Source organism: Nostocoides vanveenii, assembly GCF_039531165.1.
In the GTDB taxonomy this organism is placed as follows: domain Bacteria; phylum Actinomycetota; class Actinomycetes; order Actinomycetales; family Dermatophilaceae; genus Nostocoides_A; species Nostocoides_A vanveenii.
The window spans coordinates 104,737-121,529 of the sequence record NZ_BAAAPN010000047.1 but is presented as its reverse complement, the minus strand read 5'-3'; the positions used below and the strand labels follow the sequence as shown (position 1 = coordinate 121,529).

Genomic DNA, 16,793 nt, shown 5'->3' with positions numbered 1-16,793 from the left:
GACGGTCGCGCTCGGGACGTGGGGTCGAGGCCTCGGACATGCTTGCGAAGCTACCCGCGCCACCCGGGCGGCGACACCCCACCCGGTGGTGAGTGTGCCCACACCCGAGCCCGTATGCCGTTCGCTCACCTCGCGAGCGCAGCGCCCCAGCCGCTGCGCCACGTCGCAAGCGACCGGCACGCGCCCGGTCGGCCGCGCGTCAAGGGTCCATCGTGCGCGGTCAGGCGCGGGCCGCGCCCACGCCGTACTGGCGGGTCAGCGCGAGCCGGCGCAGCAGCCGCTCGGAGCGCGCACTCGCCGCAATCAGGCGCATCTCGTGCCCGCGCCGTCGGCCCCGCCGATGACACTCCACGAGCAGACCGAGCGCCGTGGCATCGCCAAGCTCGGCATCGCTGAGGTCGAGGTGCAAGGGCGAGATCGCGTTGTCGATGATGTCGTGCAGTTCGGCGCGCAGATCGGCGGCCGTATGCCCGTCGATCCGCCCAGCCACGCAAATCAACGTGCCGTGCGCGCCCGTGGTCACCGTAACCGTCGGCCGTTCGGTGATCACCCGCGTCAGTGTTGCCGCCATCCGAAGCCCCCTGATTTTCCCGCTGTCGTTGATATATACGGCGCAAACCCCTTTTCGGTTGTATGACACACATCACAATCCGGTCTCGCCCCCTGACACCGCGGGCGATCGGGCAGGCTGGCAGTCATGGTCAACCTCACCCGGATCTACACCCGCACCGGCGATCAGGGCACGACGGCGCTCGGGGATTTCAGCCGGACGGCGAAGACCGATGTGCGCCTGGCCGCGTATGCCGACACCAATGAGGCCAATGCGGCCATCGGCATCGCGTTGGCTGCCGGCAACGTCCGCGACGATGTGCGCGCCACCTTGCTGCGCGTCCAGAACGACCTCTTCGACGTCGGCGCCGACCTCGCCACTCCGCTGCGTCCGAGCTATGCCTATGAGCCCTTGCGGGTACGCAGCGCCTGGATCGACGAGCTCGAAGCCGATTGCGATCGGTACAACGCCGAGTTGGAGCCGCTGCGCTCCTTCATCCTGCCCGGGGGAAGCCCCGCCTCGGCCTACCTCCACCTGGCCACGACGATCACCCGGCGGGCCGAGCGTTCGACGTGGGCGGCGATCGCGACATACGGCGATCAACCGGCACCCGAGGAGGCCGGCGGCGTCAACCCCGAAGCGGCGACCTATCTCAACCGGCTCTCGGATCTGCTCTTCATCCTGGCCCGGGTGGCCAATCTCGACGCCGGCGGCGATGTGCTCTGGCAGCCGGGTGGCGGACGGGCCGAGGCGCCGCAGCGGCGCGCGCGGCAGACCGACCGCTAGGTGAACTGCCCGGGGATGTTCACGTTGAACCCGGGCGGCGAGCTCTCGGTCCACGCGCGGATCGCGGTCAGCCCGGACTGGGCCATCGCGATGTCGAAGTTTTGGCCAGCGAAGCTTCCCGGCGCGGCGATCGGATCGGTCAGGCCGGGAATTGCCTCCCGGGCCGGTGCGGGTGAGCCCAGCACCATCCCGGCGCGCTCCCAGGTGCGCTCGGGACGCAGACTCGGGCCGATAGCCGAGAACCAGTCGAGACGATCGGCCCCAAAACGCAGCAACCCCAACCGCCATTGAGGGGTGGTTGGGGTTCGCAGGGCGCAGAGCAGCATTGGTCGGCCGGCGGCGATCACATGTCGCCGCACAAAAAGAAAGAGCAGCAGGCTAACCGCAGTCAGTATGACAGCCCCGGCTGCCGCTTCTGCGAGGTGCAGTGGCGACATCGGACCGGCCGGTTTGGGTCAGCTGCTCAGGCTGGACGCGTCGACCAGCTCTGAGACGATTGTTACCTGGTCACTGTCGACGGAGAGGAAACCCCCGTCGATGGTTGCGGTCTGCAGGCCGTCGACCCCGTGGATCCGGACCTCGCCCTTGTCCAGCACGACGAGCGTGGGCTCGTGGCCCGGCAGGATGCCCATGTCCCCATCGATGGAGCGTGCGGAGACCATGGTTGCCTCGCCCGACCAGACAGCCCGGTCGGCAGCAACGAGATCGACGTTCAGGGGGGCCATGCGGAGTCCCTTCACATTGTGGTGGCTTCGGGGAGCTTTGCGTCAGTCTAGCGTCTCTGGCCAGCTGCCCAGACCAACCCAGCGGCGGATGCCCGATCGGCAACCCCCCTTCGTCGAGTGCACGTTGGCGCGTCGCTCACGCGACGCCCCAACGTGCACTCGACGGGGGGTGGGGGTGGTAGCCCCGCTAGGTCAGAGGCTCTTTTGGATCTCCGCCCACTGACGCTCGACGTCATCGAGTCCACCGCACATGAAGAAGGCCTGCTCACCGACGTGGTCGTAGTCGCCGTCGGCGATCTTGGTGAAGGCCTCGATGGTGTCGGACAGGGGGACCGTCGACCCTTCGATGCCGGTGAACTGCTTGGCGACGTAGGTGTTCTGGGACAGGAAGCGCTGGATCCGGCGGGCCCGGTTGACGAGGATCTTGTCCTCCTCGGAGAGCTCGTCGATGCCGAGGATGGCGATGATGTCCTGGAGTTCCTTGTTGCGCTGCAGGATCTGCTTGACGCGGACCGCGGTGTTGTAGTGCTCCTCGGTGATGTAGCGGCGGTCGAGGATTCGGCTGGTCGAAGTGAGCGGGTCCACGGCCGGATAGATACCGAGTGAGGCGATCTCACGCGAGAGCTCGGTGGTCGCGTCCAAGTGGGCGAACGTCGTCGCCGGGGCCGGGTCGGTGTAGTCGTCGGCCGGCACATAGATCGCCTGCATCGAGGTGATCGAGTGGCCACGCGTGGAGGTGATGCGCTCCTGGAGCACACCCATCTCGTCGGCGAGGGTGGGCTGGTAACCCACGGCGGACGGCATCCGACCGAGCAGCGTCGAGACCTCGGAACCGGCCTGGGTGAACCGGAAGATGTTGTCGATGAACAGCAGCACGTCCTGGTTCTGGACATCGCGGAAATACTCCGCCATGGTCAGCGCCGACAGGGCGACGCGCAGGCGGGTGCCCGGCGGCTCGTCCATCTGGCCGAAGACCAGGGCCGTCTGGCCAAGAACTCCGGCCTCCTCCATCTCGACCATCAGGTCGTTGCCCTCACGGGTGCGCTCGCCGACACCGGCGAAAACCGACACACCACCGTGGTCGCGCGCAACTCGGGCGATCATCTCCTGGATGAGGACGGTCTTGCCCACACCGGCGCCGCCGAAGAGGCCGATCTTGCCACCTTGGACATAGGGCGTCAGCAGGTCGATGACCTTGATGCCCGTCTCGAACATGATGGTCCTTGACTCGAGCTGGTCGAAGGCCGGGGCCGGGCGGTGGATGCCCCAGCGCTCGTGGACGTCCAGCGTCTCGCCGGGCTCGAGGTTGAGGCAGACACCCGTGGTGTTGAAGACCTTGCCCAGGGTGACATCACCGACCGGCACGCTGATCGGGCCACCGGTGTCGTGCACCTGGGAGCCACGGACGAGGCCGTCGGTCGGCTGCAGGGAGATCGCCCGCACCATGTTGTCGCCGATGTGCTGGGCCACCTCGAGGTTGAGGCCCTTGGTCTCCCCGTCCAGGGTGACCTCGGTGGTCAGCAGGTTGTACTGGTTGGGCATGGCGTCGGCGGGGAACTCCACGTCGACGACCGGGCCGATGATGCGCGAGATGCGTCCGACACCACCGGCGGTGGCGGTCTCGGAGGTCTCCGGGAGGGTGGCAGTCATATCTGTCTTCTACCTTCTACTTGGACTCGGCGAGGGCGCTGGCGCCACCGACGATCTCGCTGATCTCTTGGGTGATCTCGGCCTGGCGAGCCTGGTTCGCCAACCGGGTGTAGGTATTGATGAGGTTCTCGGCGTTGTCCGTCGCGGACTTCATGGCCCGCTGGCGAGCGGCCAGTTCGGACGCCGCTGCACTGAGCATGCAGGTCCAGATCCGCGCCGTCACATAGCGAGGCAGCATCGCCTTGAGCACCTCTTCGGCGCTGGGCTCGAACTGATAGAGCGGCAGAAGCGACCCGTCGTGAACGGCTTCATCCGGGGCATCCACGACCTCGATGGGCAGCAGCCGCAGCACCCGCGGCTCCTGGTTGACCATCGTGTTGAAGCGCGTGTAGACGATGTGAATCTCATCGACGCCGCCCTCCTCGCTGGGCCGAAGGAAATCCTCGACCAGCCGCTCGGCGATCTCGCGAGCCCTCGCGACCTGCGGCTTCTCGGTGTTGCCCGTCCACTCGGTGGCCCACTCGCGACCGCGAAACTTGTAGTAGGACACGGCCTTTCGACCCACGAGATAGGGCACGACCTCCTTGCCCGCCGCCCGCAGATCGCTGATCAGCCGCTCGCTCTCCTTGATCGCACCCGACGCGTAGGCGCCGGCCAGACCGCGGTCGCTCGTCAACACCAGCACGCCGGCCCGGGTCGGGTTGTCCACTTCGGACGTCAGCGGATGCTTGTAGTTGCTGTGCGTAGCCAACGCCGAGAGCGCCCGGGTCAACGCGTGCGTGTACGGCGCCGACTCCAGCACCGATTGCCGCGCCTTGACCACGCGCGATGCCGCCATCAGCTCCATCGCCCGGGTGATCTTCTTGGTCGCTGACACCGAGCGGATGCGCTGCCGGTAGACCCGTATCTGCGCTCCCATACGTTAGCCGCCTCTCTGCTTCGTCAGCTCGTCCGGTGCGCGTCAGCGCTGACGGACGATCTGCTCCTGGTCGATCTCGTGGTCCAGCGACCCCGGGTCGGCCTCGTGGCCGACGGGGACCTGGTGGGCGCCCGAGGCATCGAACTGCTTCTTGAAGGCGTCGACCGCGTCCGTCAGGGACTTCTCGGTGTCGTCCTCGAACTTCGTGGTCTCCCGGATGGTGTCGAGGATGCCCTTGTGTTCGCGGCGCAGGTAGTCGAGGAACTCGGTCTCGAACTTGGAAACGTCCTCGACCGCGATGCTGTCGAGCTTGCCTGTGGTGCCCATCCAGATTGAGACGACCTGCTCCTCGACCGGGTAGGGGCTGGACTGCTTCTGCTTGAGCAGTTCGACAAGTCGGCCACCGCGGGCGAGCTGGGCGCGCGAGGCCGGGTCGAGGTCGGAGGCGAACATCGCGAAGGCCTCGAGCGCACGGAACTGGGCCAGGTCGAGCTTGAGTCGACCGGACACCTGCTTCATGGCCTTGATCTGCGCGGCACCACCGACACGGGAGACCGAGACACCCACGTCGATCGCCGGGCGGACGTTGGAGTTGAACAGGTCGGCCTGGAGGTAGATCTGGCCGTCTGTGATCGAGATGACATTGGTCGGGATGTAGGCCGAGACGTCACCGGCCTTGGTCTCGATGATCGGCAGGCCGGTCATCGACCCGGCACCCAAGGCGTCCGACAGCTTTGCGCAGCGCTCGAGCAACCGGCTGTGCAGGTAGAAGACGTCGCCGGGGTAGGCCTCGCGGCCCGGCGGGCGGCGCAGCAGCAGCGAGACGGCGCGGTAGGCCTCGGCCTGCTTGGACAGGTCGTCGAAGACGATCAGGACGTGCTTGCCCTGATACATCCAGTGCTGGCCGATGGCCGAGCCCGTGTAGGGCGCGAGGTACTTGAAGCCCGCCGAGTCCGACGCCGGGGCGGCGACGATCGTGGTGTATTCGAGCGCGCCCGCGTCCTCGAGGGTGCCGCGGACCGACGCGATGGTCGAGCCCTTCTGGCCGATCGCGACATAGATGCAGCGAACCTGCTTCTCCGGGTCGCCCGTCTCCCAGAACTCCTTCTGGTTGATGATCGTGTCGACGGCGACCGTGGTCTTGCCGGTCTGGCGGTCACCGATGATCAGCTGGCGCTGACCGCGGCCGATCGGCGTCATCGCGTCGACAGCCTTCAGGCCGGTCTGCAGCGGCTCGTGCACCGACTTGCGGGAGACGACATTGGGGGCCTGCAACTCCAGCGCACGGCGGCCTTCGGCCGGAATGTCCCCGAGGCCGTCGATGGGCTGGCCGAGCGGGTTGACCACGCGGCCGAGGAAGGCGTCGCCGACCGGCACCGAGAGGACCTCGCCGGTGCGCTTGACGGTCTGACCTTCTTCGATATTGGAGAAGTCACCGAGGATGACGACACCGATCTCGTGGACGTCGAGGTTGAGCGCGATGCCCAAGGTCCCGTCCTCGAACTGCAACAGCTCGTTCGTCATGGCCGAGGGCAGTCCCTCGACGTGCGCGATGCCGTCGCCGGCGTCGATGACGCGGCCGACCTCCTCCCGAGAGGCCGTGCCGGGCTGGTAGGACTGGACATAGCTGTCCAGCGCGTCCCGGATCTCCTCGGGACGGATCGAAAGCTCCGTCATCTCTGTTTCTCTCCTTCGCGGAACCGCACGGGGCGGTTGGTGTGCGGTTCGTAGGGTGCTGCGCTTGTCACGGTGATGCTTATCCGGCGTCGCGCCGGTGAGGTCAGGCGCCGAAGTGGCGTCGGGCCCCGTCGATCTTGCGGGCGATCGTTCCGTCGATGACCTCATCGCCGACCTGGACCTTGAGCCCACCGACGACCGCGGGGTCGAGGATGGACTGGATCTGGATCGGGCGGCCATACAGATTGGCCAGCGACTCACTCAGGCGGACGCGTTCGGCGCCGCCCAGTTCGGTCGCCGAGGTGACGACAGCCGTCAACTGGCCGCGTCGCTTGGCGATCAGGTCGAGGTAGCCGTCGAGGACGGCGTCCAGGCGCCGGTCGCTGCGGCTGCCCACGGCCTGTACGGCCAGCGCCACCGTCTCCGGCGCCGCCTTGTCACTGAGCAGCCGGGTGACCAGTTCCGCCTTGCCCTTGAGGTCACCTTGGCGGTTGGTCAGGGCGTCGCGCAGGGCCGGCGTCGAGTCGACGATCCGCTCGAAGCGGAAGAGCTCGTCCTCGACGCCCTGCAGGCGCCCCGCCCGGTCCGCGTTCTCGGCAATCGCTTCGACGCCGAACTCGCGGATGGTGTCGGTCAGGTCGCGCTCCTCGGCCCACCGCTGCCCGGCCAACACGGCGATCACATGCGTCGCCTGGTCGGACACCTTGCCGCCGAACAGCCGCCGAGCGAGCGCGTCCTTGGCCGCACCGTCGCGCGAGGGGTCGGTCAGGGCCCGGCGCAGGGTCGCATTGCCGTCGACCGTCGTGGCCGCTGCGAAGAGCTGGTCGGCGAGCGCCATCGGATCGATGGAGCCGATGACCTCGGCGAGGGCGCCGAGGCCCGACTTGGCCGCCGCCCGGGAACTGCCCCGCATCAGGAATCGACCTTCTCCGGACGCACCGAGCCCGACTCGAGCTCGGCCAGGAAGCGATCGACGATGCCCCGCTGGCGCGCCTCGTCATGGAGGGACTCTCCGACGATCTTGCTGGCCAGGTCGGTGGACAACCGCCCGACTTCGCCGCGCAGGCTGGCCGCTGCCTGGGCCCGTTCGGCCTCGATCTGACGGTGCGCCGATTCGGTGATGCGAGTGGCCTCGGATTGTGCCTGACCGCGCATCTCCGCAACAATCTGCGCACCCTGGGCGCGCGCGTCCTCGCGGATCTGGGTGGCCTCGGTGCGGGCCTCCTTGAGCTGGGCTTCGTACTGCGCCTTGGCGGCCTCGGCGGCAGCCTGGGCCTCCTCGGCCTGGGCCATGCCACCTTCGATGGCGGCCGCGCGGGCGGCATACGCCTTCTCCAGGTTGGGCACGACCTTTGTGGCGATCACCCAGTACAGGACACCGAAGGCCAGGATGCCGAAGATGAGTTCGCCATAGAGCGGCAGGATCGGGGTCCGGTCGGCAACGGGGTCGCCACCGGCCTCACCCTCCGCGGCGAGGCTCACCAGCTGCGTCAGCGCTGCTGTGATGTGCACGGCGTTCTCCTAGTGCTGGTTCTGCGGGACTGATGCGCGGGACGCGGCAGATCAGCGGAAGACGAAGGCGAGAACCAGACCGAAGATGGCCAGCGCCTCGGCAAGCGCGAAGCCGAGGATCGCGATGCCCTGCAGCATGCCGCGGGCTTCCGGCTGGCGCGCGACGCCGTTGATGAAGGCGGCGAAGATCAGGCCGATACCGATACCGGGGCCGATCGCCGAGAGGCCGTAGCCCAGGATCGCAATGTTGCCTTGCATGAAAGGTCCTCTTTCATTGTGGGATCCGTCCGGCACCGCGCCGTCGGACGTTCTGCGGGGGTTTATTCAGTTGTGTCAGGGAATCCGGCGGGCGGGCCCGACCCGAAGATCAGTGCTCGCTGTGGATGGCGTCGCTGATGTAGGTCGCGGCGAGCAGGGTGAAGATGTAGGCCTGCAGGAACTCGATCAGAGCCTCGAAGGCAGTGAAGACCAGGGCCATCAAGAAGGAGCCGATCGAGGTGATCTTCAGGCCGATGCCGCCGTGGATCAGCATGTACTCGCCGCCCATGATGAACAGCAGAAGGAGCATGTGGCCGGCGAACATATTTCCGAAGAGTCGCAAGGCGAGGGTCAGCGGCCGGATGATGAAGTACGTCGCGTACTCGAGTGGGATGATCAGCAGATAGATCGGCTTCGGCAGGCCCCGCGGGATCATCTCCGACAGGTAGCGAACGGGCCCCTTCTTGCGGATGCCAGCGATGTGATAAACGACGTAGACGATCAGGGTCAGCGCAATGGGGAAGCCGATGCGCGACATCGTTGGGTACTGGATCGGCGGGATGATGCCGAAGAGATTGTTCAGCAGGATGCACATGAACAGGCTGAACAGCAGCGGCGTGAACCGCAGGAAATCCTTGCTGCCGATGGTGTCGCGACCGATGCCATTGCGCACGAAGTCGTAGGCCTGCTCGACCAGCCACTGCCCTTTGCTGGGGACAATCGCGGCCTTCTTCGTCAGGGCCACCAGGGCAACGCTCAGGATGAGGATCGAGATCGCGAAGGTGGCCATCGGCCGGGTGAAGGTCCAGTCGCCACTGCCGAAGATGGGCCAGTAGAACTCTTGCGGAGACGGAGCGTGGAAGCCTTCACCATCACCGGCCGTCGGCAGTGCGAGGGCACTTCCCAACAGGGTCAGACTCACGTGGTCTCCTCGTGGCAACTCGATTCAGTTCGACACCCTCGACAGCGCCGATCGACCGGGCCGATCCGGGGTCTGGCGGGGAAGTCAGGACCTACCGTACCGGACCCAAACCAGGTAGAGCGACACGGCACCACCGATCAGGACACCTGGCAAGACTAGCCAATCCGTGCCGAGAATTCGATCGAGCAAATAGGCGGGTAGGCCGAGCATGATCGGGCCGGTCAGCATGTAGGCCATGGCATCCCACATGGGCGGGGTCACGCGCGGCTCGTGGCCCGCATCCAGACGTTCTAGGGGGGTCATCGGCCGCTCGGTTCCGTCCGGGTCTCGCTCGGGGCCGGGCGCGCTCACAGCGTGTCGTAGACCGGGCGGCGGGCGCGCAGGTAGCCCAGGATGCTGAACGCCTGCCAGACGAGCGCAACCACCAGGGCCGTCAGGCCGAAGGCCCTGCCGTCGAGCCAGTCGGCGTCCTGCAGTAGCAAGATCACCAGCAGCAAAAAGATCAGTTGCCCGAAGAAGACCGCGAGCGCCGTCGCCATGAAGATCAGCGGCTGCCGGACGGTCGCGAACCGGATCATCACGATCATCCCGAGCGCGAAGAAGGTGAGCGTGACGGCATACCCCAAGAAGGAGCCGAGCACGCCCTTGCCGCCGCCCGTCAGCGCGGCGATCACCAAGGCGATGGGGCCGACGAGGATTGTCGGTATGGCAGCGGTGCGCAGCATCGCGGTCAGCGGCGTCGTCGCGGGGCGGGCCGGGGCGGCATACGCCTTGGTGGAGTCGCTCACGAGGCAAAGTATCTCAATACTTCTTGGGGCGATGGCCGGCAGCGGAGAAGCGCGGGAGCCAGCGGGTCAGCCCGAGGGCCAACATGAGCAGGCCGGCGAGGAGGGCGGTCGCCCCGCCGGCCGGGAGGAAGAAGTAGGCGACGCTGCCCACCGACGCGACCGCGGCCCACAGCCACAGCAGGAGCACGGCCCGTCGGTGGCCGTGACCGATCCGCAGCATTCGGTGGTGGAGATGTTGGGCGTCCGGGCTCCACGGGTGCCGACCGGCGCGAGTGCGGCGGATGACCGCGAGCAGCACATCGAGCAGGGGCAGCAGCAGGATCCCCGTGGGGACGAGCAGGGGGAGCACACTCGCCTTGACCGCATTGGCGGAGACCTGAGCCGGGCTGATGCCCGTCGTGGAGATCATCGCAGCGGCCAGCAGCAGCCCGAGCAGCAGGGCCCCGCTGTCGCCCATGAACAGCCGCGCCGGATAGAAGTTGTGCGGCAGGAAGCCAAGGCAGCACCCCGCGAGCGCCGCGGAGACGAAGGTCGCCGAGCTGAGGACATTCGGCGGATCGAAGGTGCGCGAGATGGAGTAGCTGTAGGCGAAGAACGTCAACGCGGCGATCGCGACGACTCCCGAGGCCAGGCCGTCGAGGCCGTCGATGAAGTTGACCGCATTGGTCGCCACGACGACCGTGAAGATCGTCAGAAGCACCAGCAAAGGGGCGGGCAGCACGGTCGTGACCCCGAAGACCGGGATGCTGAACAACTGCACGCCGAGGAAGGCCATCAACCCGGCGGCGATGATCTGCCCGGCGAACTTGGTCAGCGCATCGAGTTCGACGACATCGTCGATCGCGCCCACCGCGCAGACGATGGCGCCCCCGAGAAGCACGCCCCAGATCTCCGGGGTGTCGAAGACGGCCCGCAGGTAGGGCAGTTTGGTCGCCACCAAGGTCGCGGCGAGGAAGCCGACGAAGACCGCCACTCCCCCCAGGCGCGGGATCGGCACGGCGTGCACATCTCGGTCGCGGACCTGCGTGAAGGCACCGACCCGCACGGCGAGCCGGTAGGCCGCGGGCACGGCGACATAGGTCGCCACCATGGCGACGAGCAGGACGAAGAGGTACTCGCGCACCTAACTGCTGCTAGCGGGGGTATGCCGGGAAGCGCGTGACCAGTTCGGTCACCTGGCCCCGGACCTCCTTGCTCACCGCGTTCTCCGGGTCCGCGTCGCCCTTGGTCACGGCGGTCGCGATCAGGTCGGCGATCGTGCGCATCTGCTCGGTGCCCATACCCTGGGTGGTCACGCAGGGCGTGCCGACCCGGATGCCCGAGGCGACCGACGGCGGAGCGGGGTCGAAGGGGATGGCGTTCTTGTTGAGCACGATGCCCGCCGCATCGGCTCGGGCCTCGGCGTCCTTGCCCGTCACCCCGACGGCCTGCAAGTCGTGCAGCGAGAGGTGGGTGTCGGTGCCGCCGGTGGTGGGCCGGATGCCGTGCTCGGCCAGGCTGGTCGCGAGGACCGCGGCGTTCTCGAGGACCTGGCGGGCATACGCGGCATACTCCGGGGTCGCGCACTCCTTGAAGTTGACCGCCTTGGCCGCGATGGTGTGCATCTGCGGGCCGCCCTGCATCATCGGGAAGACGGCCTTGTCGATCGCCGCCTGATGCTCGGCGCGACAGACGATGGCGCCGGAGCGCGGCCCGCGCAGGACCTTGTGCGTCGTGAACGAGACGACATCGGCATACGGGACGGGGCTGGGGATGGCCTTGCCGGCGACCAGACCGATGAAGTGGGCGGCATCGACCCAGAAGATCGCGCCCACCTCGTCGGCAATCGCCCGGATGCGCTCGAAGTCGATCAGCCGCGGGATCGCGGAGCCGCCAGCGCAGATGACCTTGGGCTGGTGCTCCTTGGCCAACGCCTCCATCTGCGCGTAGTCGATGTCTTCGGTGTCTTTGTCGACGCCGTAGTGGACGGCATTGAACCACTTGCCGGAGAAGGAGATCTTGGTGCCGTGTGTCAGGTGGCCGCCATGCGGCAGGCTCATCGCCAGGATCGTCTCGCCCGGCTTCATGAAGGCGCCATAAACGGCCTGGTTGGCGCTCGCGCCGCTGTGCGGCTGGACGTTGGCGTGGTCGGCCTCGAAAAGGGCCTTGCACCGGTCGATCGCGATGGTCTCGGCCTTGTCGACCTCGGCGCAGCCGCCGTAATAGCGCCGGCCCGGGTAGCCCTCGGCGTACTTGTTGGACAACGTCGAGCCGAGCGAGGTCAGCACGCGGGGGGAGCTGAGGTTCTCGCTGGCGATCAGCTGCAGTCCGCCGCGGATGCGGTCGAGCTCGGACAGGAGTACGCCGGCGATGTCAGGGTCAAAGGCGGCCAGTTCGTCGTAGTCGGAACCGTAGAAGGTCATCGCGCTGCTCCAGGTGTCAATGGGGAGGCCGGTCTTGTCACTCTAGGCCCTCAGGCGTGATCGCCCAGGGCTTCGTCCGTATGCAGCGCGGGCGCGTCGTCGTCCGCGTCACCGTCCGTATGCCGTTCGCGCGCCTGCTCCCCCAGCGCGGCGATGGCGCTGAGATCGTCCTCGCTGATCGCGCCCTCTCGCAGCACGACCGGGGCCGGGCCGGTGCAGTCGAGGATGGTCGAGGGCTGCTGGGTGGCCCGGGGGCCGCCGTCGACATAGACGGCAACGGCGGCGCCGAGCTGGGTCGCGGCGTCCAGGATGGTGGTGGCCGCGGGCTGGCCGTGGAGGTTCGCGCTGGTCACGGCCATCGGGCCGGTCTCGGCCAGGACCGCCAAGGCGATCGGGTCGTCCGGCATCCGGACGGCGACGGTGCCGTCGGTGTCGCCGAGATCCCAGTGCAGCGAGGGCTGGGCCGACAAGACGACGGTGAGCGCGCCGGGCCAGAAGCGCTCGACGAGGTCACGGACATACGGCTGGATGTCGGTCGCGATGCCGTCGAGGGTGCGGACTTGACCGATGAGCACGGGTGGCGGGACGTCGCGGCCGCGGCCCTTGGCAGCGAGCAACGCACTCACTGCAGCGGCATCGAAGGCGTCACAGCCGATGCCGTAGACGGTGTCGGTGGGCAGGACCACCAGGCTGCCGTCGCGGACGGCCGCGACCGCCTGGGCGACGGCGTCCGCGCGAGTGGGCTCGGTGGTGGCATCGGCGACGGGACTCACGGGGGAAAGGGTATGTCGGCCCGCTGTCGGGGGCGGTATCGATGAGTGATATCGCGGCCCTGACCGCGATATCACTCATCAATCAGGGGAGCACGCTGTCCGGGACCACGAAGTCGATCTTGGTGTACTTCGTCGCGACCACCGTCACCGGTTGCGCCCCGTCGAGCGTGAACGCCGGGCGGTACTCCCCCGACATCACGCGCTTGAAGACGTACCGCCCCGCGGCATCGGTGTAGGCCTTGACGATATCGTCCGGTCCCGACAAGGTCTCGAATGGGAACTCCTCGCCGTAAAGGCGAACCCAGAGCTCCCCGAGCGGCTTGCCTAGGGGGCCGGTGACGGTGCCGGTGATGGTCGCGCCGAAGCGCAGGCGCGTATCGAGCAGCACACCCGTCGACCCGGCAGTGAGAGTGGGGCAGATGTGGCGGTCGGGGCACAAGGTAGGACCGAGTCGGCCGATCCGGCAAGGGGCGGCGTCACATCGTGACGAAGGGAACGACCTGTTCAGAGCGGGTCAAGGGTGGGAGCTGCCCGCGGCGAGGCGCTTGGCGAGCAGATCCTTCAGGGCCATCGACTCACCATCGCGCTCACCCACGCGCAGGGGGGCCGGGCTCGGGGGCAGCTCGACGCCCTTGACCCGGGCGAGGAGCAAGGGCGGACAGGAGAGGATGAAGAAGTTGGCGTCCGCGTCGACCGCGACCGACCGATCCGGCAGGAGATACCAGCCGTGCCGGCCGGTGCGATAGCGCGCATTGCCGCGGTATGGCCGCGCGGTCAGTTCGCTCGTCGGGAGTCCGGCGGCCTGCGCTTGGGTGACGAAGTCGGCGATCAGCCGGCGGCCGGCCTCGGCCTCCCCCGCCCTGGCCCGCGCGAGGGCGGCAGCGTGGAAGTCGGCGTTCTCCTTGGCCTTGGCGCTCCAGTCCTGCTCGCTCATCAGCCCAGTATGTCGGCCGCGATTCGTGGTGGCGAGTCGGCAGCCAGGCATGACACCTAGTCAGTTGCGTGGCAGCCAGGCGGGACTGAACCGGCCAGTCGAGCAAGGACTAGGACCAAGGTCCAATGGCGGGTGGCCACGGTGCGGGCGCACGCTGGGCGCGGTTGCCGGAGAGACCGGCGGCCGAAGGAGGATCGTGATGTCCCAGACTCGCGCACACCGCGCCACCACTCGCCGCGCCACCACCGCGGCAGCCGCCATCGTCGTCGCCCTCGGTATCGGCATGCCCGCCGCCAGCGCGGGTGACGGCGAAGTGCGCACCTCGGGCGCCTGCAGCCGGACCGCTGATTGGAAGTTGAAGGCCAAGCCGGACGACGGTCGGATCGAGATGGAGTTCGAGGTGGACGCCAACCGCGTCGGGCAGACCTGGAACGTCGAGATCCGCGACAACGGCATCCTTGTGCACTCCGGTACGCACCGGACCGTGGCACCGAGCGGATCCTTCTCGATCACGAAGCGGATCGCCAATCGGGCCGGTTCCGATGTCTTGACGGCGCGCGCAGTTCGCCCGGCCACCGGGGAAGTGTGCTCGGGGCGGCTGACCTTCCCGGGCTGACGGATCGCGGCCGAGCCGGCGCAAATCGCCGCACTGGCGCCGGCGGCCGAATAGCGGGGGACTCGCCGGACCCGCAGGGCTATTCGGCGCCAGAGCCGACCTGCCACACTCCAGAGCGGACGACGCCATGACAGATCGAACCAGTGCCTGAGCCCTCGGCCCTAAGGAGTGCCGCGCCGGTCCCGGAAGCCGGGGCCGGTGCCGCGGCACGCCGCTGGCATACGTTCTCGACGTCCGCGACGCGCGAGGCGGATCCCGCGGCCATCAGCCCGAGGCGCATCTTCACCCAGTTGTTCGCCGTCGTGCTCGTGCTGCTCCTGCTCGTGGGCGGAGCGAGCGCTCTGGTCGCGCGATCGCTGGCCGAGCGAGAGGCAGTCAGTGATGCTGCGGACCTGGCCGATGTGCTTGCCGAAGCCGTCGTGCAGCCCGCCATGACGAAAGCGCTGGCCGACGGCGACCCGGCGGCCGTCCACGCCTTCGACGCCTTGATCCACGAGCGGATGCTGGCCCGCAATGTCGTCCGGGTCAAACTCTGGACCGACCGTGGCCGGATCCTCTATGCCGACGAGCCGAAACTCGTTGGCGAGATATTCGCTCTCAGCGAGGAACAACTCGAGGTGTTGCGCAACCCGCAGACCCACGCGGAGATCTCCCGGTTGACCGAGTCAGAGAATGCCTTCGAACACGCCGACCGGCTGGTCGAGGTCTATCGGCCGGTGTGGTTCCCCGACAAGACGACCGCGCTCTTCGAGATCTATGTCTCCTACAACCCCGTCGGCGACCGGACCGCGACCCTATGGCGCAGTTTCGCCGCGCTGACCATGGCGAGCCTGGTGCTGCTGGCCATCTTGCCCATCCCCTTCCTCTGGCACCTGCTCGGTCGGCTCCGTCGTGGAGAACGGCTGCGGGCTGATCTGTCCGAACGTGCCCTGGATGCGTCGGCGCGCGAGCGCCGACGGATCGCGGCCACCTTGCACGATGGCCCAGTCCAGGAGTTGGCCGCGACATCCTTCGCGATCGCCGGCGGTGCAGCCGCGGCTCAGGCCCGGGGCGACGTGGCCGCCGCCCGCGATCTCGGTGATGCGGCCACGGTCGTGCGCCGCAGCATCCGGTCGCTGCGCACCCTGCTGGTCGACATTTATCCGCCGAGTTTGGAACATTCGGGCCTTGAGGCGGCGCTGACCGACCTTGCGCAAGGGGTCCGCGGCGAGGGCGTCGCCGTTCGGGTCCACCTGGACCCAGGTGTCGAGGATCGCCTCGGAGCCAAGGACGCCCGCCTGGTCTTTCGCGTCACTCAGGAGTGTCTGCGCAACGCCGGGCAGCACGCGGGTCCGGCGACGGTGCAGGTGCGCCTGGCGGCCGCGGGTCCGCAGGCCGTTCTCGACATCGTCGATGACGGGGTTGGCTTCGATATCGCTGCGGTACTAGCGGATCCAGCGCCTGGGCACTTCGGATTGCGGGTGCTGAGCGACCTCGCGGGAGAAGCAGGCGCCCGACTGGAGGTCGCGAGCGAACTCGGCGCGGGAACACATTGGCGCCTGACCGTGACCCCGACGAAGGAATCGTCATGATCCGCGTGCTCATCGTCGATGACCATCATCTGGTCCGCAGCGGTATCCGCACCCTGTTGTCCGCGGATCCCGGCATCGAGGTCGTCGGCGAGGCCGCGAACGGCCACGAGGGCGTGGCCGGGGCGGCGCGGCATACGCCCGATGTGGTGCTGATGGATCTGTCGATGCCGCAACTCGACGGCGTCGCCGCCACGCGCGCCATCACGGCGGCCGGGACCGCGGGGGCGGTGGTGGTGCTGACCAGTTTCTCCGACCGGGACCGCGTCAAGGAGGTGCTGGCGGCCGGAGCCACCGGCTATGTGCTCAAGGACTGCGAGCCCGGCGAGTTGCTCGCGGCGGTGCGCAATGCAGCCTCGGGGCAGGTGCCGCTCGATCCGAGGGTGGCGGGGGCGCTGCTTCCGCGGGTGGGGCAGTCCGCCAGGCCGGCACTCTCGCCGCGCGAGATCGACGTGCTGCGGCTCGTTGCTCAGGGACTCGCCAACAAGCAGATCGGGCGGGCTTTGGGGATCACCGAGCGGACGGTGAAAGCGCACTTGGGGCGGGTGTTTCGCGAAATCGGTGTGCCTGACCGGACGAGTGCAGCCTTGTGGGCGAGGGATCACCTGGGCTGAAGGCCACGCGGCGCGGGGAAGCCGGCTTGTGCTGGGTGGTGTGGGCGAGGTCGGCGGTGTGGGCAGAGGTCGGCGGTCTAAACCGCCCAGGCGTGCACG

At 67.9% G+C, this 16,793-nt stretch carries 21 protein-coding genes; 4 read left to right on the top strand and 17 right to left on the bottom strand.

Annotated features, from left to right (window positions below):
- Positions 1–220: 220 nt before the first annotated feature.
- Positions 221–571: an STAS domain-containing protein gene (locus ABD209_RS10575; protein WP_344065832.1), complete on the bottom strand. Its 351-nt coding sequence runs from the start codon at positions 569–571 to the stop codon at positions 221–223.
- Between the two features lie 126 nt (positions 572–697).
- On the opposite strand from ABD209_RS10575, the gene ABD209_RS10570 reads away from it, so the two are divergent.
- Positions 698–1,336, top strand: coding sequence for a cob(I)yrinic acid a,c-diamide adenosyltransferase (locus ABD209_RS10570; protein ID WP_344065829.1), 639 nt, complete (start codon positions 698–700; stop codon positions 1,334–1,336).
- Here ABD209_RS10570 and ABD209_RS10565 read toward each other — a convergent pair.
- The 16 genes from ABD209_RS10565 to ABD209_RS10490 all read right to left on the bottom strand — a co-directional run bounded on the left by ABD209_RS10565 (position 1,333) and on the right by ABD209_RS10490 (position 13,896).
- Complete coding sequence (locus ABD209_RS10565) at positions 1,333–1,773, bottom strand: DUF2550 family protein (protein WP_344065826.1); 441 nt, start codon at positions 1,771–1,773, stop codon at positions 1,333–1,335. The two genes, ABD209_RS10570 and ABD209_RS10565, sit on opposite strands and share 4 nt — an antisense overlap.
- Before the next feature lie 18 nt (positions 1,774–1,791).
- Complete coding sequence (locus ABD209_RS10560) at positions 1,792–2,061, bottom strand: F0F1 ATP synthase subunit epsilon (protein ID WP_344065823.1); 270 nt, start codon at positions 2,059–2,061, stop codon at positions 1,792–1,794.
- A gap of 192 nt (positions 2,062–2,253) precedes the next feature.
- Positions 2,254–3,711, bottom strand: a complete 1,458-nt coding sequence (gene atpD, locus ABD209_RS10555) for a F0F1 ATP synthase subunit beta (protein WP_344065820.1) — start codon at positions 3,709–3,711, stop codon at positions 2,254–2,256.
- A gap of 16 nt (positions 3,712–3,727) precedes the next feature.
- The gene (locus ABD209_RS10550; protein WP_344065817.1) at positions 3,728–4,630 is read right to left on the bottom strand and encodes a F0F1 ATP synthase subunit gamma; all 903 of its coding nucleotides are present in this window, start codon (positions 4,628–4,630) and stop codon (positions 3,728–3,730) included.
- A 42-nt stretch (positions 4,631–4,672) separates the two neighbouring features.
- Positions 4,673–6,307, bottom strand: coding sequence for a F0F1 ATP synthase subunit alpha (gene atpA / locus ABD209_RS10545; protein WP_344065814.1), 1,635 nt, complete (start codon positions 6,305–6,307; stop codon positions 4,673–4,675).
- Positions 6,308–6,410: 103 nt separating this feature from the next.
- Complete coding sequence (locus ABD209_RS10540; protein WP_344065812.1) at positions 6,411–7,220, bottom strand: F0F1 ATP synthase subunit delta; 810 nt, start codon at positions 7,218–7,220, stop codon at positions 6,411–6,413.
- Positions 7,220–7,819, bottom strand: a complete 600-nt coding sequence (locus ABD209_RS10535) for a F0F1 ATP synthase subunit B (RefSeq protein WP_425564647.1) — start codon at positions 7,817–7,819, stop codon at positions 7,220–7,222. The genes ABD209_RS10540 and ABD209_RS10535 overlap by 1 nt, the downstream gene beginning before the upstream one ends.
- Before the next feature lie 51 nt (positions 7,820–7,870).
- Positions 7,871–8,077 carry an ATP synthase F0 subunit C gene (gene atpE / locus ABD209_RS10530; RefSeq protein WP_048697661.1) on the bottom strand — a complete coding sequence of 69 codons (207 nt, stop codon included), beginning with the start codon at positions 8,075–8,077 and terminating at the stop codon, positions 7,871–7,873.
- Positions 8,078–8,186: 109 nt separating this feature from the next.
- Positions 8,187–8,999: a F0F1 ATP synthase subunit A gene (gene atpB, locus ABD209_RS10525; RefSeq protein WP_324385752.1), complete on the bottom strand. Its 813-nt coding sequence runs from the start codon at positions 8,997–8,999 to the stop codon at positions 8,187–8,189.
- A gap of 84 nt (positions 9,000–9,083) precedes the next feature.
- Positions 9,084–9,302: a hypothetical protein gene (locus tag ABD209_RS10520; protein WP_324385753.1), complete on the bottom strand. Its 219-nt coding sequence runs from the start codon at positions 9,300–9,302 to the stop codon at positions 9,084–9,086.
- A 44-nt stretch (positions 9,303–9,346) separates the two neighbouring features.
- Positions 9,347–9,787 (bottom strand): Cg1360 family ATP-synthase-associated protein, encoded by a 441-nt coding sequence (locus ABD209_RS10515; RefSeq protein ID WP_344065806.1) that lies wholly within the window; start codon positions 9,785–9,787, stop codon positions 9,347–9,349.
- Between the two features lie 13 nt (positions 9,788–9,800).
- Entirely contained in the window at positions 9,801–10,910 is a 1,110-nt protein-coding gene (locus ABD209_RS10510; protein WP_344065803.1) for a glycosyltransferase family 4 protein, read from the bottom strand.
- A gap of 10 nt (positions 10,911–10,920) precedes the next feature.
- The gene (locus tag ABD209_RS10505) at positions 10,921–12,189 is read right to left on the bottom strand and encodes a serine hydroxymethyltransferase (protein ID WP_344065801.1); all 1,269 of its coding nucleotides are present in this window, start codon (positions 12,187–12,189) and stop codon (positions 10,921–10,923) included.
- Between the two features lie 50 nt (positions 12,190–12,239).
- Positions 12,240–12,962 carry an L-threonylcarbamoyladenylate synthase gene (locus tag ABD209_RS10500; protein ID WP_344065798.1) on the bottom strand — a complete coding sequence of 241 codons (723 nt, stop codon included), beginning with the start codon at positions 12,960–12,962 and terminating at the stop codon, positions 12,240–12,242.
- Between the two features lie 82 nt (positions 12,963–13,044).
- On the bottom strand, positions 13,045–13,350 hold the full coding sequence (locus tag ABD209_RS10495; RefSeq protein ID WP_344065795.1) for a carboxypeptidase-like regulatory domain-containing protein: 306 nt from the start codon (positions 13,348–13,350) through the stop codon (positions 13,045–13,047).
- Between the two features lie 126 nt (positions 13,351–13,476).
- The gene (locus ABD209_RS10490) at positions 13,477–13,896 is read right to left on the bottom strand and encodes a hypothetical protein (protein WP_344065792.1); all 420 of its coding nucleotides are present in this window, start codon (positions 13,894–13,896) and stop codon (positions 13,477–13,479) included.
- A gap of 199 nt (positions 13,897–14,095) precedes the next feature.
- Between ABD209_RS10490 and ABD209_RS10485 the strand changes: the two genes are divergently transcribed.
- From ABD209_RS10485 to ABD209_RS10475, 3 genes are all read left to right on the top strand, one after another.
- Entirely contained in the window at positions 14,096–14,512 is a 417-nt protein-coding gene (locus tag ABD209_RS10485) for a hypothetical protein (RefSeq protein WP_344065789.1), read from the top strand.
- Between the two features lie 143 nt (positions 14,513–14,655).
- Complete coding sequence (locus tag ABD209_RS10480; protein WP_344065786.1) at positions 14,656–16,083, top strand: sensor histidine kinase; 1,428 nt, start codon at positions 14,656–14,658, stop codon at positions 16,081–16,083.
- Entirely contained in the window at positions 16,080–16,694 is a 615-nt protein-coding gene (locus ABD209_RS10475; protein WP_344065783.1) for a response regulator, read from the top strand. Before ABD209_RS10480 ends, ABD209_RS10475 begins: the two co-directional genes overlap by 4 nt.
- The last annotated feature ends 99 nt before the right edge of the window (positions 16,695–16,793 follow it).